Here is a 17,119-nt window from a genome sequence, read left to right as displayed (position 1 = left end):
GATTTCATGATGGACGCCCTCCGGTCCAAAACAGCGCAATCCAGAACAGGCTTGCGCAAAGTAGCGAAGCGACGAGCGTCGCCCGGGTCAGATATTCACGCCAGGGATAGGTGTGGGCGATGCTCAGGTCCCAGATCAGATGGCGGATGCCGCCGAACGCATGGTGAAGAATGGCCCAGGTAAATGCGATGAGGATCGGCAAACCGGCCCAGGACCCAAGAACCTGCCGCATCACCTCATAAGGTCGAGGCCCGGCGGCCAAAGCTGCGAGCCAGGCTGCCATTCCGATAAAACCGATATACAGGGCGATGCCGGTCGCCCGGTGCACGATCGACATGGTCATGGTCAGGGTCGGGCGGTAGGTTTGAAGGTCCGGGGCCAATGGGCGCGGACTTCTCTGCTTTTTCTTCATGGCATCCGACCTATTGCTGACGCGCAACGAGCATCGCCTTGATTTTGGCGATCGCCTTGGCCGGTTCGAGGCCCTTGGGGCATGTCTTGGTGCAATTCATGATGGTGTGGCAACGATAGAGGCGAAACGGATCCTCCAGATCGTCCAGGCGTTTTCCGGTCGCTTCATCGCGGCTGTCGATGAGCCATCGATAGGCGTTCAGCAATACTGCGGGTCCAAGGTAGCGGTCGCCGTTCCACCAATAGCTCGGACACCCGCCCGTACAGGAAAAACACAGGATGCATTCGTAAAAGCCATCCAGTTCAGCTCGCTCTTCAGGCGATTGCAGGCGTTCGCGCTCCGGCTCGGGTCCTTCCATCTGAAGCCATGGCTGGATAAGTTTGTGCTGGTCGAACAGGTGGGACTGATCGATCACCAGATCCTTGACGACACGCATGTGGCTGAGCGGGAAAATGCGGATCGGCCCGTCGATATCGTCCATCGCCTGCGTGCAGGCCAGCCAATTCCTACCACCGATATTCATGCTGCATGACCCGCATACACCCTCCCGGCAGGAGCGGCGGAATGTCAATGTAGGATCGATCTCGTTCTTGATCTTGACAAGGGCATCGAGGACCATCGGCCCGCAATCGTCCTGGTCGATGGAATAGGTATCGAGGTGCGGGCCGTTTTCGGCATCAGGGTCGTAACGGTAGATTTCCAGCGTGCGGATCGGGCCTGTTGTATTCTTTGCTGGCCATATGCGCCCGCGAGCGATCCTGGAGGCAGCCTCGACGCCCCAGTTCAACGGCAGGAACGATTTCATGACAAATCTCCAGGCTCCGCGATTGTGACCCGACCAGTCATAAGATACATCTACCGTAGTTCTTTTCAGCGGTGGAATGAAGCCCACATGATTGGGTCTCATGCATCCTCTTGTTGCAAGACAGCAGGGCTCCACTTTGTCGCATTGAGGATCTGCCATGCCCTTCAACGAACGTTCCAAGCATATTACGCAAGGCGTTGCCCGCTCGCCCAACCGGGCCATGTATTACGCGCTGGGCTACGAGAAGGCCGACTTCGACAAGCCGATGATCGGCGTTGCCAATGGCCATTCCACCATCACGCCGTGTAATGCCGGTCTCCAGCCGCTCGCCGACGCGGCTGTGATCGCGATCAAGGAAGCCGGCGCCAATCCTCAAGTCTTCGGCACACCGACCATCTCGGACGGCATGTCGATGGGCACGGAGGGGATGAAATACTCGCTGGTTTCGCGCGAGGTGATCGCCGATTGCGTGGAGCTTTCGGTGCAGGGCCAGTGGATGGACGGCGTGCTGGTGCTTGGCGGCTGCGACAAGAACATGCCGGGCGGCATGATCGGCATTCTGCGCGCCAACGCACCGGCGATCTATGTCTATGGCGGCACCATCAAGCCCGGCCGCTGGAAAGGCGAGGATCTGTCCATCGTCTCCTCCTTCGAGGCGGTCGGCGCCTTCATGGCCGGCACCATGAGCGAGGAGGATTTCGAGGGCATCGAGCAAAACGCCTGCCCCACCACGGGCTCCTGCGGCGGCATGTACACGGCCAACACGATGAGTTCCTCTTTCGAGGCGCTCGGCATGTCGCTGCTCTATTCCTCGACCATGGCCAGCCCCGACAAGGAGAAGACCGACAGCGCCGCCGAATCCGGCCGCGTGCTGGTCGAGGCGGTGAAGAAGAACATTTGTCCGCGCGACATCATCACCCGCGAGAGCATCGAGAATGCGGTGGCGCTCATCATGGCGATCGGCGGCTCCACAAATGCGGTGCTGCATTATCTGGCCATCGCCCATGCGGCGGAAATCGACTGGACGCTGGACGATTTCGAGCGCGTGCGCCGCAAGGTGCCGGTGCTGTGCGACCTGAAGCCGTCCGGCCACTACATGGCGGTCGACCTGCACCAGGCCGGCGGTATTCCGCAGGTGCTGAAGATCCTGCTCAACGCCGGCCTCTTGAACGGGGACTGCCTGACGGTCACCGGCCGCACGCTGGCCGAAGAACTGGCCGAAGTCCCCGACGAGCCGCGTGCCGACCAGCAGGTTATCATGCCGATCGAAAAGGCGCTTTACCGCGAAGGCCATCTCGCCATCCTGAAGGGCAATCTGGCCGAGGACGGCGCGGTGGCCAAGATCACCGGCCTGAAAAGCCCCGTCATCTCCGGCCCGGCGCGCGTGTTCGATGATGAGCAATCGGCCATGGATGCGATCCTCGCCGACAAGATCAGGCCGGGCGATGTGGTGGTGCTGCGCTATCTCGGGCCGAAGGGCGGGCCGGGCATGCCGGAAATGCTGGCGCCAACCTCGGCGCTGGTCGGGCGCGGCCTCGGCGAGAGCGTCGGCCTTATCACCGATGGGCGCTTTTCCGGCGGCACCTGGGGCATGGTGGTCGGCCACGTCGCGCCGGAAGCCTATGAAGGCGGCACCATCGCGCTAGTCGAGGAGGGCGATTCGATTACCATCGACGCCCACCGGCTGCTCCTGCATCTCAATGTTGAGGAGGCCGAGATCGCGCGCCGCCGCGCCGCCTGGCAACAGCCGAAGCCACGCTACACGCGCGGCGTGCTGGCCAAGTTCTCCGCGCTCGCCCGCCCAGCCAGCGAAGGCGCCGTCACCGGATAGGTCTTCGTCCGTTCACATGAGGCGGGACCTTATGCTGCGGTTTTGCGCGTCAGGATGTATCCGGCAGCGCCGGACAGCACCAGTGCCTGGAGGCTGATGACCATGGGTTCGACAGCGAGGGCGAGTGAGAGAGCCAGGGACAGCGCCATGGCAAGCACACTCGCCGTCTTGCCCCGACGGCTGATGGCGCGGTTGGCTCGCCAGTCACGGATTGCCTTGCCGAAAGCCGGGTTGCGCAACAGCCAGCCATGCAGGGCGGGCGACGATCTGGCGAAGCAGAAAGCCGCCAGCAGTACGAACGGCGTGGTGGGCAACAGCGGCAGCGCCACGCCCAGCCCGCCCAGCGCCAGGCTTACCAGGCCTGAAATCAGCCAGACAATCCGCATGCCGCCGCCGACGCCATCCGCCCCTATCCGGCTGGCGCGAACAGCTGATACCATTACGCTTGGCGAGGTCGTGCGTTTCCTGGAGCAGCGCCATGCCACCGTGGAATGCTTTCGAGCCGATGGCGGAGCATGCCTGTTGACGTCGGGCTGTCGCTTACGACCACAACTGGCCGCAGCACGGGAGGCTTTCATCGCCGAACTCGATAAGACGAGTGTGGCCTCTTGCGCCTATCCTGGGTCAGCTTCAGAAAAACCGCTATGCGCTGCACCCTAACTGGACGTTACGACCTTTCTTGCCGTCTTGGTATCGGGACCTTTGCAAGGTTGTTGTGATAGGTTGATTGTTGCCATGGGCATGATTCCGGGCCCTTGATCTAAAGTGAGGTTCTCCAACAAGATTCAAGCCGTGTGGCAGGTGCGCCACCCCGTTGCCCGATAGCGTATAGCGACCATCTCGGTTGGCGGGGGAGGCGCAGAGCCACTCATATCGCTGACCACCGGACGTTAGACCGTCTAGGCGCGTGAGGCTGAAAAGGGGAACCCCGCTCCGTGCGGACGAGAGTTTTATGTTACGAGGTGTAACGTTTGAAATTTTGGAAGTGGAGTCTGATATGCAGACTATCAAGGACTGCCGGGATTGGGACGCTATCCTTCATTTCTGGTTTCCCGAGGGGTGCTCGTTGAACGTCGACGCGCAGGCGCATAGCGTGCATTGGCGCTGGAGGATGCAGGGTGGCGCCGACGACGAGATCTTGGCGCGCTTTTCCCGTATTACCGAACAGGCCGCGGCTGGCGTACTCGATCATTGGGCGCTGGATCCGCATGGACGGCTGGCACTGATTGTCATCCTCGACCAATTTTCCCGCTCTGTCTGGCGGGATGGCGTGCGCGCCTATGCCCAGGACGTTCGCGCGCTGGCGCTGGTAACCGAGGGCCTTTCCAACGGGCACTATGCCTCACTGGAAACGCCGTGGTTCAAAGTGGTGCATGGCTTGCCGCTCGGTCATTGCGAAGGGCCGGACCATTTACAACGTCTCGATCTGCTGATCAGCCTGCGTGAGAAAATTGCTGCCGGAGCCCCGATCCCGCTTCGGCCAATCTATATATCGCTGATCAAACAGGCCCGTAACGTTCGCGAGGTCGTTGTAGCGTTCGGTCGCCATCCTCATCGTAATTCGGTGCTCGGCCGCACATCAACCGCTGCCGAGGAGGCGTATCTCGCCAAGGGTGCATTCCCGCATAAGAACGCGTTTCAAAAAGACTAAAAGACAACGTTTCACGATGCCTCCCCCATTTTGAAGGTGCTGCCCCATCCGTTTCGTGAATTTTATCACCTCCCGGCTTTCCTTTCTGACCGAAAGCTGACGATAATCGTTATTACGCTTCAGGAGTACGTCAGTTCTGCACCGCATGGTTTCCTCCATGAACAACCGCAACTCGGGAGTTGGAATCATGAAGAAAACATTGGCAATGCTTGCATTCCTCGCCGCGCTGCCCGTAACCGCTGCTTTGGCCGGTGAGAAATGCGACGTTCCGCCCGAACAGAGACAATCCTTTGAGGCCTTGGGGCGGCTTGCCGGCGATTTCGGGTGGACCATCGACAAGATGAAGATCGACGATGGCTGCTACGAGCTTCGAGTGACCGATACCAGCGGAAATGTCCTCAAAGTGAAGATTGATCCTGCAACGCTGGACGTCGTCGATGGCAAGGTCAAGCGCTTCGGCGATGGCAACAATGCATCGGTGAACGGGAACGGAGATGGCATGACCTAGCAGGAGGCCGAGGAAGACTGAAGTCGGATGCGCCGTACCTACCGAAGCTCTACAAGCTGAGGCCAGACCATCGACAAACCCCGCTACTTCTGCGGGGTTTGTTTCGATATCAACGCGCCGGGCACCTCAAGTCCTTAGGTTCCCGCTGGCTTCGCATGGGTGCGCACACAAAAGGTTGCGTAGAGCACTTCCACGACGTTGCGCGCCGATCCGCTTTCGATCCGGTACCAGATCGTCTGACCGTCACGACGCCCCGCGATGAGCCGGTCCTTTCTCAGAAGCGCCAGATGTTGCGATACCGTCGAATCCCGAATGCCCAGGAATTCGGCAAGCTGGCCAACTGACTTTTCGCCGTCCACCAGTTGGCACAGGATCAGCAACCGGTGACGATTCGACATGGCCTTGAGAAGCTCGCAAGCCTCATCGGCGGCCAGTTGCATGGCTTCAACATCAAGTTTCATAGTTGCATATCTACGCTTGTTCGTATATTTGTCAATGCGGATCATCGCCCCGTGCATAACACGGTGGACAAAATCTTGTGAGGCGCCAGACGCAATGGAAACCGTTCGCACCATCGTTTGCCCGCAATGCGCCACGGTAAACCGGGTAGTGGCAGAGCGTGACGCCGGCAAGGCCCGGTGCGGTTCGTGTAAAGCACCTCTGTTTGACGGCCACCCCGTTGAAGTCGATACGGTCATGTTTGATAAGCAGACCGGCCGCAGTTCCGTGCCGGTGCTGGTGGACGTATGGGCGCCGTGGTGCGGCCCGTGCCGGATGATGACGCCCGCGTTTGAAGAAGCCGCCCGGCTGCTGGAGCCCGACCTGCGGCTCGTCAAGCTGAACTCGGACGAGCATCAGGAAATCGCCGCCCGGCTTGGCATTCGCAGCATCCCCACGCTCATCCTTTTTGCGCACGGCTATGAGCTGGCCCGCACGGCCGGGGCGATGACCACGCAACAGATCGTCGATTGGGTGCGAAGCAAGCTTCCCCCAGGCTCGTGAACCATCGTCAGGCAAGAGGAGGCGGGTGATGAACAGAAGACAATTCCTTTTGACAGGTGCGGCATTGGCCGCGGTAAACGGTATCGCACTTTCCAATGTCAGGGCCGCAACATCTTCCGCGAAGGCGCGTATCGTCATAGCGGGCGCAGGTGCCGCGGGACTGGCGCTCGCTTCGCGGCTGCGGCGGCAAATGCCACAGGCGGCTATCACCGTCATTGATGAGAAGACAGCGCATCACTTTCAGCCCGGCTTCACCCTTGTCGGCGCTGGCTTGTGGTCCCCTGACGACGTTACGTTCCGAAATGCGGACTTCATGCCATCGGGGGCCGATTGGATCACCGAGGCGGTTGCGGAATTCGACGCTGATTCGAACACCGTCGCCACGAGCTCCGGCCGGCGTGTGCCCTACGACTTCCTGTTCGTGGCGACAGGGCTGGCACTCGACTATGAGCGGATCGAGGGTATGGATCGTTCCCTGATCGGCACGAACGGCATTGCATCCATTTATGCCAACCCTCCTGCAGCGGCAGCCTCGTTTCGTGCGATCGATGCGTTTGTCGATCAGGGCGGCGTCGGCCTGTTCGGCCGGCCCACGACTGAGATGAAATGTGCCGGCGCCCCTTTAAAGGTCACTTTCATCACCGACGATCTGGCGCGCCGGAAAGGACGGCGCAGCGCGGTCAAGCTTGTTTATAACGCCCACAACCCAACGGTCTTTTCCGTTCCGCCCGTACATGACCGCGTCACGCAAATGTTTGCCGCGCGCGACATTGCCGTCAATTTCAGCCATGTCCTCAAGGCCATCGATCCGGGCGCAAAACGAGCAACCTATGAGACGCCGGAGGGCGTGGTCACATTTGATTACGACTTTATTCATGTCGTACCACCCATGCGCGCGCCGGATGCGGTCATGAACAGCCCGTTGCCCTGGCAGCACGGTCCGCTTGCCACCGATGGCTGGGTGGAAGCGGAGAAGGCGACATTGCGCCACCCACGCTATGCGAATGTCTTTGCGGTCGGTGACATTGCCGGAGTGCCACGCGGAAAGACGGCGGCAAGCGTCAAATGGCAGGCCCCCGTCGTCGTGGACAACCTGGTTGCTGAAACCTCTGGCAAGGAGCCTCTCGCCACCTACAACGGCTACACGTCTTGCCCGATGGTCACGGCCTACGGAAAGGCGATGCTGATCGAGTTCGACTATGACGGCAATCTCACGCCGTCCTTCCCGTTTATTTCACCCCTCGAAGAGCTCTGGATCTCATGGCTGATCGAGGAAAAGGGCCTGAAGGGCGCCTACAGGGCAATGCTGCGCGGTCTGGCATAGGAGAGGCATCATGGAAGATTTCAACCCCGTCACAATGTTCGCCATATTGCGGGAAAGCCTGGGACCATGGCTGTGGGGCCTTCTTCTGATCGCACTGGTTCTGGTTGTCGGTGTGGTGTCGGCTGCCATGAAGCTGCGATCCGCACGAAGATCGCCGAAGCACCCGATCATCGCGGCGGCCCTCGCTGGGGGCGTTGCAACAGCAATCTTCTTCATGCTGGTGCCGGGCTGGACCATGGCCACCCATGCCGCGCTCAACGGGCCTGTCGACTATCTTGTTGCTATCCTCATTGCTTTCATTCCGGGTGGCGGTATCGCGGCGATGGTTTTTTCGATGGCGTCATGGCGCTGCGCACGCCGCACCCCAGCAGTCTGCGACAAAAGCATGGCGTGACTGACCGGGGCGAACAGGCGCTACCTGCGCGCGATTTGCCTGAGCGGCCCCTTGCAGACAAGCAAAGGCAAAACGCATATTGCGTACCTTCATATGTTCGTATATAGGATATTACATTAACAAGGGAGAATTTGCATGACCCTCGAACGTTCCGTCCTGGCATTCGCCGGCTTCATGGTGCTCGTTTCCGTGGCGCTGACCGTGTGGGTGTCACCCTATTTCGTTTGGCTGACCGTCTTCGTCGGTTTTAACATGTTCCAATCGGCCTTCACCGGCCTCTGCCCGGCAGCAAGCGTACTGAAGCGCCTCGGCTTCAAGCCCGCCTGCTCGATCTGAACAGCTAGAAAGCTGCCATGCGTATCGCTATCCCCACCGCTGCACGCGCGGCGGCTGCATTGACGCTTGCCGCCGGGCTCGTGGCGACATCCCCGGTGCTTGCCACCGACACCTCAACGCTCAGCACGCAAACCGTGCCGGAATGGAAAGCGGTCTACGGAAGGGTGGAGGCACGCGATCTCGTGTCGGCGCGCGCGCGCATCGGTGGCACCGTCGTCGAGCTTCTCGTCTCGGAAGGCGACACGGTTGCGGCCGGTCAGCGCATCGCCATGGTGCGGGACGACAAGCTTGCCTTCCAGGTCGCCGCTATCGATGCGCAACTGCGCGTGCTGGACGCTCAGCTTTCGCGAGCCGAAGCCGAACTGTCCCGCGGGCGCTCGCTGGTCGAGCGCGGGGTCAGCACCGCGCAGCGGCTGGAGCAATTGCAGACCGATGTGGAAGTGACGCGCAATCAGATCGTCGCCACGCAGGCGCAACGCTCGGTCGTTGTCCAGCAGGGCGAGGAGGGCGCCGTACTCGCGCCGGTATCCGGCGTAGTGCTCGGCGTGCCAATCACGCGCGATACGGTCATCATGGCCGGTGAAGCTGTAGCTACTGTCGGCGGAGGCGGCTTTTTCCTGAGGTTGGCGATCCCCGAACGCCATGCCGATGCCTTGAAGGAAGGCGCTGAAATCCGCGTTTCGGCCAGTGGCGCGGAAGCAATGGGTCGGCTCGCCAAGGTCTATCCACGTATTCAGAACGGCCGTGTTATCGCCGATGTCGAATTCGAGCGGCTCGACACCACTTTCGTCGATTCCCGTGTCCTGGTCGAAGTGCCGGTTGGTACGCGCGACGCGCTTCTGGTGCCCCGTTCAGCGCTCGCTACCCGCTCAGGGCTCGACTTCGTGCGCGTGCGGCAAGATGGCCAGGACGTCGAGCGTGCCGTGGTGCCCGGCGAGGTCATGCGGCGCGACGGCATCGCTTATGTTGAAATCCTGACCGGCCTTGCCGCCGGCGAAACGATTGTCGTTCCCTGATATGCTTAATCCCAGTGAACATGGCACCGGCCCGTCGCTCGGCATTGCTGGTGCGCTGACGCGCAGCTTCATCACCTCGGCGCTGACGCCGCTGATCCTCATTGCCGCGCTGGTCTTCGGCCTGATCGCGCTGATGGTTCTGCCGCGCGAGGAAGAGCCGCAGATTTCCGTGCCGATGGTCGACATCGCCGTACGGGCCGACGGGTTGAAAGCGCCGGATGCAGTCAAGCTGATCACCGAGCCGCTGGAAACCATCGTCAAGGGCATCGACGGTGTCGAGCATGTCTATTCCCAGACCGGTGACGACCGCGTGCTCGTCACGGCCCGTTTCTTTGTCGGCACCTCGGCGGATGCGGCGGTATTGCGCGTTCATGACAAGATCCGCGCCAATATGGACCGCATTCCCGTCGGCGTGCCGGAGCCGCAGATTGTCGGACGCGGGGTGGACGATGTCGCCATCGTGTCGCTGACATTGGCCCCGGTTGCCGAGGCGGCCAGCCATATCACGCCCAACGACCTGACCCGCATTGCCCGCGAATTGAAGACCGAGATCGCCAAGATCGAGGATGTCGGCCTCACCTATCTGGTTGGCGGCGCCGACGAGGCGATCCGTATCGCACCCGATCCCGCCCGATTGGCGCTTTATGGCGTCACCTTGCAGCAGCTTGCCGGCAAGGTTCAGGGCGCCAACCGCGCTTTTCCGGCCGGTAGTGTTCGTGACCTGGGCGAGCAGATCGTGCTGGCCGCCGGCGAGACGCTGGCCACCCCCGCCGCCATCGGCAATCTTTTGCTCACGTCGCGCGATGGTCGCCCGGTCTATGTGCGCGACGTCGCCACGGTCGGTTTTGTCACGAAACCGGACGAGGCGCTGGTCTCCACCGTGACGCGAGGCGAGGGCGCAACCGTGCTGCGTGTTCCCGCGGTGACGCTGGCTGTGGCCAAGCGCGCGGGCGCCAACGCCGTCACCGTGGCCGATGCCATCCTTCATCGCGTCGAGACGCTGAAGGGCTCGCTGATCCCCGACGAGATCGCCATCGAAGTGACGCGCGACTATGGCGAGACTGCCAATGAGAAGGCCAATGAACTTCTGTTCCATCTCGGTCTTGCCACCCTCTCCATCATCCTGCTGGTCTGGTTCGCCATTGGCTGGCGCGAGGCGGTGGTGGTCGCTGTCGTCATCCCGGTGACAATTCTGCTCACCCTGTTCGCCTCCTGGGTGATGGGCTACACGCTGAACCGTGTCTCGCTGTTCGCGCTGATCTTCTCCATCGGCATTCTGGTCGACGATGCCATCGTCGTGATCGAGAACATCGCCCGCCATTGGGCGATGGGCGACGGGCGCGGACGACGGCAGGCGGCCATCGAGGCGGTGGCCGAGGTCGGAAACCCCACCATCGTGGCGACGCTAACGGTAGTGGCCGCCCTAATGCCAATGCTATTCGTGTCGGGCATGATGGGCCCCTATATGAGCCCGATCCCGGCCAACGCTTCGGCGGCGATGATCTTTTCTTTTTTTGTTGCGGTGATGGTCACGCCCTGGCTGATGCTGAAGGTAGCCGGCAAGGCGCCGCTCCATGAGCATGGCTCCGGCCACGCCCATGGTGGGCCGCTAGGACGGCTCTATGCTGCCGCCGCGCGGCCGGTGCTGGCATCGAAGGGGCGAAGCTGGATCTTCCTGCTAGCTGTCGGCGCACTCACGCTGGGCTCGCTGATGTTGTTTTATACGCAGGCGGTGACGGTGAAGCTTTTGCCCTTCGACAACAAGTCAGAACTCTCCGTTATCATCGACTTGCCCGAGGGGTCGTCGGTCGAGGCGACCGATGCGGTGACGCAGGAGGTAGCGGGCATCGTTCTGGCGATGGACGAGGTGGTTTCGGTCCAGACCCATGCGGGTGCTGCCGCACCTTTCGACTTCAACGGCCTGGTGCGCCACTATTTCCACCGTGCCGAACCGCAGATGGGCGAGGTCGCGGTCAATCTGAAGCCGAAAAGCGAACGCAGCCGCGCCAGCCACGACATCGCCCTCGACATCCGCCAGCGCATTGCGACGGTGCGGATGCCGGATGGCACGACGCTCAAGGTGGTCGAGCCGCCGCCCGGTCCGCCGGTGATGGCGACGCTGCTGGCCGAGATCTATGGTCCCGACGCCGAGACGCGGCGCAAGGTCGCAGGAAAGGTGGAGGCGGCCTTCCGTTCCGTGCCCTTCATCGTCGATGTCGACAATTCCTATGGCACGGCCCCCCGCCGGCTGCGTGCCACCATCTCCACCGATGACCTCGAATTCTTCCGGGTTGAGGAAAGCGATGTGCTTGACACCCTCGCGATACTCGGCGGCGGCACAATGGTGGGCTATTCGCATCGCGGCGAGGGCCGCCAGCCGATCCCGATCCGCATCGAACGGCCGAAGGATGAGCGTCGGCTGGACGAGCGCTTCCTGACCACGCCGATCCCGGCCAATGTGCTGCCGGGCGATCGTGGCGTGGTGGAACTGGGCGATGTAGTGCGCATATCCGAGGAGCGCGCGTCGCTGCCCGTCTTCCGGCGCAACGGCCGCGCCGCAGAGATGGTGACGGCCGAGCTTGCCGGTGATTTCGAAGCCCCGCTCTACGGCATGATCGCCGTGCAGCAGGCGCTCGATGCACAAGATTGGACCGGCCTTGAGAAGCCTGTCATCTCGTTGCATGGTCAGCCGCAGGACGAGCGCGCGCCGACACTGCTGTGGGACGGCGAGTGGGAGGTAACTTGGGTGACCTTTCGCGACATGGGCGCGGCCTTCATGGTGGCGCTGCTCGGCATCTATATCCTTGTCGTTGCCCAATTCGGCTCGTTCAAGGTGCCGCTGGTCATATTAACGCCGATCCCGCTGACCTTCATCGGCATCCTCGGCGGCCACTGGCTGTTTGGCGCTCCCTTTTCGGCCACCTCGATGATCGGCTTCATCGCGCTTGCCGGCATCATCGTGCGAAACTCAATCCTTCTGGTCGACTTCATCCGCCATGTCGATCCCGCCGGCCGCAACCTGACGGAAATCCTGATCGAGGCAGGCTCCATCCGCTTCAAGCCGATCCTGCTCACCGCGCTGGCGGCGATGATCGGCGCCGCCGTCATCCTCGCCGACCCGATCTTCCAGGGGCTGGCAATCTCACTGCTGTTCGGGCTCGCCTCGTCGACGCTGCTTACCGTTCTCGTCATCCCGGCGATCTACCGGGTGCTGCGGACGTGATTGCTACACCGCCCGGGTATAGTCAGGATCAGGCCGAAACAAGCACATCGCAGCCGGCGGCGTGCAACACATGGCGGGCGACGCTGCCCAGCAACAACTGCGAAAGCGCATTGCCGCCATGGGTGCCGAGCGCCATCAGATCGGTTCGGCCGCGGCGGGTGAAACGCACCAATGCCTGGGCTGCATCTCCATGGACGATCCGCAACTTGGTCTGGATGAGAGGAAGATCGTGCTCCTCCAGTGACGCGCTGATCTGCCGGCGGGCCTCGCTGGCTCTCGCTCGGCGGTAGCGGTCGATTTCCTTTTGCGAGGTTCCCGCTCTCAGCATCGCCTGCTCAAACGCTAGCGGAGTTTCGATGGCATGGACAAGCTCGATGACCGCATCTGGCGCAAGCCGCAAGGCAGCTTTCACCGCCGCCCGTGACGCTGCGGAAAAATCCACGGCAACGGTGGTGTGCCGATAGGGGTTGGCCACCGATGTCCGAACCACCAGGATCGGCTCTCGCGCAGTTCTCACGACGCGGTCGGCCGTGGAGCCAAACACCTTTTCACGCATGTTTTTGGCCTTGCCCGGGCCGATGACAATGAGGTCGGCGCCTTCGCGCTGCACGATCTCGTCGATGACCTGATATGGCTTTCCGGTCTCAACGACGATGTCCACCACCGCTTCGGACCCGGGATTGCCGGTCAATTGCCTGATCCGGTCGACTGCATTCCGTTCCACTATTGCGTGCAGTGCGGAAACATCGAGCGAAACCGGCAAGTCACCGCCGGGGGGCGTATCTTCGACCGCATGGACGAAAATAAGGCGCGCTGCGTGCTGGCGGGCAAGCTGCAAGGCGCGGCCCGCGACCGGATCGTTGTCTGTTTCGAGCGCAAGCGCTGCGACGATGGTGTTGATCGACAAGCTGTCCTCCCCTGGGTGCGAAACGGATGACGATATCCCGTCGTGCCAATGACCTGCCCCCAGCATTAGCGGAGGCAGGCTGCCTGCTGGCTTTTGGCCGTATCAAAGCGGATAGCGCAGGATCGCCGCAAGTTCCTTTTTGCCGGGGATGTCGGCGCGCCGCACCCCCAGTACCTTGGCGCCGCTGACGAACGCCCGGCTGGCAATCTCGTTGACCACACCATAGGCGTTCGCGTCGTCCTTCTCGACGAATTCCACCGCGCCACTTTCGTCGTCGACAAAACCCGGCACGACTGAATCGATGTCGCCCAGAAGCGTGTCGATTGCGCCGAAGGTTGCTGCGCGGGCCGCATCCGAGATATCGGTCGTGGTGCGGCGGTCGTTGGCGCGCTTGTCGAACAAGGCACGGATGGCGCCCAGGTCCTGTTCGTAGGCATTGTCGAGGATTGGACGCGCGCGCTGCGCCAGGTCGGCGTCGGTCAGGCGGTCCGGACTGTCGACAATGGTTTCGCGCAGCAGGTGCGGATAGGAATTGATCTGCGGAAACACCGAAGCCAGGCGGTCGGTGGCGGCCAGGATCAGCGGGGTCTCGCGCCCGGCCAGAATGGGACGCAGCGCCGTATCCACCCGCCGTACATATTGCTGGAAGCGCACATTCTGCCCCTCGGAGCCATGGATGCGGCCGCTGAAAGTACGATCGTTTAGCGTCGACTTGCCGACCGAGGAGGCCGCGTCCTTGGGCAGGCCCGGGACCTTGACCGTTACCGGCGGCAGATCGGCATGCATCTCAACGAGGCGCACGGCGTTCTCCGACAGGGCGAGGACGAAGGCTGAATGCGGGAAGGTCACCGCCCGGAACAGCGGCTTCAGGTGGAAGCGGTCTGCGACCTGGACCGAGCCGATAGGTCCGCAGCGCATCCGGCGTGGCGAAAACAGCAAGGCTGTTTGCCTGGAAGCGCCAGAATTCATCATCGTCAACCAGATCGCTCAACTGCTCCAGAAGCGCAGCCAGCCGCCTCTTGTCGAAGCCTGCATCCTCAAGCTGCTTCTGCGCCTCACGTACCAGATTGCCGAATTCGATGCGGGAGGCCGACGTCTCCTGCGTCAGTGGCGTGGTCTTCAAATAGAGCGACACGCAAACATCGGCACGCGCACCGACAAGGGTGGCAAATTCGGAACGAGTCGGGATGTCGACACAAAGCATGAAAAGGTCCTTTCTTCATTGGTACGGAGCGCCATCTGAGCTTGGAATGACAGGACGCGGTCATACCCCCCGATGAAGGACAGTATACCTGACGCTCTGTACAAATACTTCCTTGATCTCGTTCAAGGATTTGATCTCACCGATATGTCGCCAGATCATTGGGCCTCTGACCGCATCCTCTTTTTAGAAGGTGTTTCCCTTTTCTCGGGCCATATGTCGAGGATGGATACACTATCATTGGATCAAAATTATTCCATCACATCTGCTATGTAGTCGATGATTGCATCAATCTGTTCCCGCGTCGCCTTGAAAACAGGCATTCCAGGATGGCCGGTGTCGATGGCGTCGATAAAAGTTTCCTCAAGTGCGTCAATCGGAAATCGTTTTGAAAGTTCCCGAAATGGCGGAGCTTTGGGATTCGGGCTCCCCCCCATGAGGCCTACGACATGGCACTCCGAACAATATTGTGTGACAAGCGCCTTGCCACGCTCGGCGCCGTCTTGGGCGTCAACGTTAGTTGTGTAGATGGTTATCGCCAAGCCGAAAACCATAAGATGGAAAGTTGGGATTCGAGATTTCATGCGTGGCTCCGGTATTTAGCCTGTACTTTTGTGGCACGGAAGACTGTTGCCGACGAGATTCTTTCACTTTAATCAGCTCTATCGGTACTCGCCATTTCATTGCAATTCTCAGAACGACACCTGCCGACGTTGAGCCACGCCGAAATCCCTGGCTAGACATTGGCATGTCGCCTCAGTCAGACGACTAAACGCAAGCCTTATATCGTATCCGTCCGGGCTCAGGAGGCAGTGATCAATGGTTGCGCGTTCGCAGCTAATCCTCGGCGCACACCGGAAAATCGCAACCAAAGGTTCCTGCTCGAGTCACTCTTGCCTGCATTGCTAAAAGATAGTAATAAGTCACTCGCAATCGGCAAACAGGCCCGAGATTGCGTGGGTCGGTACAGGTGGCGCAAAGAGCGTCACGCTGCCAGGGCGAGGCTTGATCGTTAGAGTGCTTGGGGAGCCCCAAGCACGTCGGCTGGACGAGTATAGGAGGTCAACGAGCCTGCTCAAGTCCTATCCGAAATTCATTCTGATAGAGGAGCATAAAGATGAGTGCTGGATCGTTCCCCTCGGAAATATACAAGGCCAACGTTGAACTGCAACAGCGTATCATTGAGTTGCTCCAAGAATGCGGCAGCAACTGGATGGCCGCCGTACAGCAATTCGGTATGGGTGGCACGTCCGACTCTACGGCTCAGATTGAGGGCCGGTTGCGCGCAGCCGACTGGCAGTCGCTGGCAACGTTACCATCTGAAGTGTGCTGGCCGGTATTTCAGAGCCGGTTGAATGACGTTCAAGCTGCAAACCAGATTGCTTTGAAAAATCAGATATCCTTCGCGACCGGGCTTCAGCAGGCGCTTGGAAACTGGCATCAATCCGTCTTCGACGCCTTCGGTAGCGCCCTAGAAGGCGGAAATTTTTTCAAGCATTGGGGCATATCTGGGGCTCAAGCTGTGACAACAGACGCAAAAACGGCCGAAAAATGAACGCGATGCCATGAGTAACATCAAGCGCACCGCACTGGTGACCGGCGGCAATCGTGGATTGGGCGCTGCGATTGCTCGCGCTCTGTACGATGCCGGCCATACTGTGATCATTACCCACACGCCCGGTAACAGCAAAGCCGTCGCCTGGCTCGCTGCACAAGCGGACCAAGGCTATGGGCTTACCGGTTATGGTGTAGACGTCTCCGATTTCCGATCAACCCAGAATCTGGCGCAGCAAATTCATTTGGACGACCGACAAATTGATATCCTCGTAAACAATGCAGGTATTACCAGAGACGCTTCCTTGCGCAAACTTGACAAAGCCGATTGGGACGTGGTGCTGCGGACCAATCTCGACTCAATGTTCAACGTCACAAAACTCTTCATCGAGCCGATGATGGAGCGCCGCTGGGGCCGTATCGTCAACATTTCCTCGATTAACGGCAGCAAGGGCCAGTTTGGCCAAACCAACTATTCGGCGGCAAAGGCAGGCGTGCATGGTTTCACCAAGGCACTGGCTCAGGAGGTGGCCCGGGCTGGCGTAACTGTCAACACCGTCTCCCCAGGCTATTTGGCGACCGAGATGCTAACGACCATGCGCGAGGATGTGCTCGCGCGGATCGTCGAAACCATTCCGGTTGGCCGCTTAGGTCAACCAGACGAGATCGCGGCGCTGGTGGCGTTTATAGCAAGCGAGGAGGCCGCCTTCATGACTGGAAGTAACATTGCGATGAATGGCGGTCAGCATATGTGCTGAAATAGCTGCTTTGCAGCAACTTCGGGTGTTCGGGTGTGCCCTCGCTTATTCACCCACCCGATCTTTTGCCACTTCGATCGAGCGTTTGTAGAGTGCGAACACTGAGGTGGACCCGTCTGGTGAGACAGCTTGGCGGCTTGGCTAAGGTGGATCGGGTTGGTTTCTACGCCGCCAATTGCTCCGTCATTTGTGCCGTA

20 protein-coding genes are annotated in these 17,119 nt (G+C 60.6%); 12 read left to right on the top strand and 8 right to left on the bottom strand.

What is annotated here, in order from left to right; genetic code table 11:
* Positions 1–4: 4 nt before the first annotated feature.
* Positions 5–412: a succinate dehydrogenase, cytochrome b556 subunit gene (gene sdhC / locus ABID44_RS17135; protein ID WP_354152915.1), complete on the bottom strand. Its 408-nt coding sequence runs from the start codon at positions 410–412 to the stop codon at positions 5–7.
* 10 nt (positions 413–422) lie between these two features.
* Positions 423–1,217, bottom strand: a complete 795-nt coding sequence (locus ABID44_RS17130; protein ID WP_378226851.1) for a succinate dehydrogenase iron-sulfur subunit — start codon at positions 1,215–1,217, stop codon at positions 423–425.
* Between the two features lie 157 nt (positions 1,218–1,374).
* Here ABID44_RS17130 and ilvD point away from each other — a divergent pair, with 157 nt between their 5' ends.
* Positions 1,375–3,048 (top strand): dihydroxy-acid dehydratase, encoded by a 1,674-nt coding sequence (gene ilvD, locus ABID44_RS17125; RefSeq protein WP_354152913.1) that lies wholly within the window; start codon positions 1,375–1,377, stop codon positions 3,046–3,048.
* Between the two features lie 29 nt (positions 3,049–3,077).
* Here ilvD and ABID44_RS17120 read toward each other — a convergent pair whose 3' ends face one another.
* Positions 3,078–3,488 carry a YbaN family protein gene (locus ABID44_RS17120; RefSeq protein WP_354152912.1) on the bottom strand — a complete coding sequence of 137 codons (411 nt, stop codon included), beginning with the start codon at positions 3,486–3,488 and terminating at the stop codon, positions 3,078–3,080.
* Between ABID44_RS17120 and ABID44_RS17115 the strand changes: the two genes are divergently transcribed.
* From ABID44_RS17115 to ABID44_RS17105, 3 genes are all read left to right on the top strand, one after another.
* Positions 3,433–3,708, top strand: a complete 276-nt coding sequence (locus tag ABID44_RS17115; protein WP_354152911.1) for an RrF2 family transcriptional regulator — start codon at positions 3,433–3,435, stop codon at positions 3,706–3,708. The two genes, ABID44_RS17120 and ABID44_RS17115, sit on opposite strands and share 56 nt — an antisense overlap.
* A 337-nt stretch (positions 3,709–4,045) precedes the next feature.
* Positions 4,046–4,699, top strand: coding sequence for a DUF924 family protein (locus tag ABID44_RS17110; RefSeq protein ID WP_354152910.1), 654 nt, complete (start codon positions 4,046–4,048; stop codon positions 4,697–4,699).
* 187 nt (positions 4,700–4,886) lie between these two features.
* Positions 4,887–5,207 carry a PepSY domain-containing protein gene (locus ABID44_RS17105; RefSeq protein ID WP_354152909.1) on the top strand — a complete coding sequence of 107 codons (321 nt, stop codon included), beginning with the start codon at positions 4,887–4,889 and terminating at the stop codon, positions 5,205–5,207.
* Positions 5,208–5,341: 134 nt separating this feature from the next.
* Here ABID44_RS17105 and ABID44_RS17100 read toward each other — a convergent pair whose 3' ends face one another.
* The gene (locus ABID44_RS17100) at positions 5,342–5,668 is read right to left on the bottom strand and encodes an ArsR/SmtB family transcription factor (protein ID WP_354152945.1); all 327 of its coding nucleotides are present in this window, start codon (positions 5,666–5,668) and stop codon (positions 5,342–5,344) included.
* 94 nt (positions 5,669–5,762) lie between these two features.
* On the opposite strand from ABID44_RS17100, the gene trxC reads away from it, so the two are divergent.
* The 6 genes from trxC to ABID44_RS17070 all read left to right on the top strand — a co-directional run bounded on the left by trxC (position 5,763) and on the right by ABID44_RS17070 (position 12,502).
* A complete protein-coding gene (trxC, locus tag ABID44_RS17095) occupies positions 5,763–6,209 on the top strand; it encodes a thioredoxin TrxC (protein ID WP_354152908.1) in 447 nt (148 codons plus the stop codon).
* 28 nt (positions 6,210–6,237) lie between these two features.
* The gene (locus tag ABID44_RS17090) at positions 6,238–7,533 is read left to right on the top strand and encodes an NAD(P)/FAD-dependent oxidoreductase (protein ID WP_354152907.1); all 1,296 of its coding nucleotides are present in this window, start codon (positions 6,238–6,240) and stop codon (positions 7,531–7,533) included.
* A 10-nt stretch (positions 7,534–7,543) separates the two neighbouring features.
* Complete coding sequence (locus ABID44_RS17085) at positions 7,544–7,927, top strand: DUF5368 family protein (RefSeq protein WP_354152906.1); 384 nt, start codon at positions 7,544–7,546, stop codon at positions 7,925–7,927.
* Positions 7,928–8,062: 135 nt separating this feature from the next.
* Entirely contained in the window at positions 8,063–8,263 is a 201-nt protein-coding gene (locus tag ABID44_RS17080; protein ID WP_035026717.1) for a YgaP family membrane protein, read from the top strand.
* A gap of 17 nt (positions 8,264–8,280) precedes the next feature.
* Complete coding sequence (locus ABID44_RS17075; RefSeq protein WP_354152905.1) at positions 8,281–9,279, top strand: efflux RND transporter periplasmic adaptor subunit; 999 nt, start codon at positions 8,281–8,283, stop codon at positions 9,277–9,279.
* A gap of 1 nt (position 9,280) precedes the next feature.
* Positions 9,281–12,502, top strand: a complete 3,222-nt coding sequence (locus tag ABID44_RS17070) for an efflux RND transporter permease subunit (RefSeq protein ID WP_354152904.1) — start codon at positions 9,281–9,283, stop codon at positions 12,500–12,502.
* Positions 12,503–12,530: 28 nt separating this feature from the next.
* Here ABID44_RS17070 and ABID44_RS17065 read toward each other — a convergent pair whose 3' ends face one another.
* The 4 genes from ABID44_RS17065 to ABID44_RS17050 all read right to left on the bottom strand — a co-directional run bounded on the left by ABID44_RS17065 (position 12,531) and on the right by ABID44_RS17050 (position 15,194).
* The gene (locus tag ABID44_RS17065; RefSeq protein WP_354152903.1) at positions 12,531–13,409 is read right to left on the bottom strand and encodes a universal stress protein; all 879 of its coding nucleotides are present in this window, start codon (positions 13,407–13,409) and stop codon (positions 12,531–12,533) included.
* 102 nt (positions 13,410–13,511) lie between these two features.
* A complete protein-coding gene (locus ABID44_RS17060; RefSeq protein ID WP_354152902.1) occupies positions 13,512–14,195 on the bottom strand; it encodes a baeRF11 domain-containing protein in 684 nt (227 codons plus the stop codon).
* A gap of 1 nt (position 14,196) precedes the next feature.
* Entirely contained in the window at positions 14,197–14,613 is a 417-nt protein-coding gene (locus ABID44_RS17055; RefSeq protein WP_354152901.1) for a hypothetical protein, read from the bottom strand.
* Positions 14,614–14,861: 248 nt separating this feature from the next.
* Positions 14,862–15,194: a c-type cytochrome gene (locus ABID44_RS17050; protein WP_354152900.1), complete on the bottom strand. Its 333-nt coding sequence runs from the start codon at positions 15,192–15,194 to the stop codon at positions 14,862–14,864.
* A gap of 533 nt (positions 15,195–15,727) precedes the next feature.
* Here ABID44_RS17050 and ABID44_RS17045 point away from each other — a divergent pair.
* Together ABID44_RS17045 and phbB are read left to right on the top strand one after the other, a co-directional pair.
* Positions 15,728–16,165: a hypothetical protein gene (locus tag ABID44_RS17045; RefSeq protein ID WP_354152899.1), complete on the top strand. Its 438-nt coding sequence runs from the start codon at positions 15,728–15,730 to the stop codon at positions 16,163–16,165.
* 10 nt (positions 16,166–16,175) lie between these two features.
* A complete protein-coding gene (gene phbB / locus ABID44_RS17040; protein WP_354152898.1) occupies positions 16,176–16,922 on the top strand; it encodes an acetoacetyl-CoA reductase in 747 nt (248 codons plus the stop codon).
* Positions 16,923–17,119: the final 197 nt, after the last annotated feature.

This window comes from Aquamicrobium ahrensii (assembly GCF_040545755.1).
Taxonomy (GTDB): Bacteria; Pseudomonadota; Alphaproteobacteria; order Rhizobiales; family Rhizobiaceae; genus Mesorhizobium; species Mesorhizobium ahrensii.
Note: the sequence above shows the minus strand (reverse complement) of the source record. Positions and strands in the feature narration are given on the sequence as shown.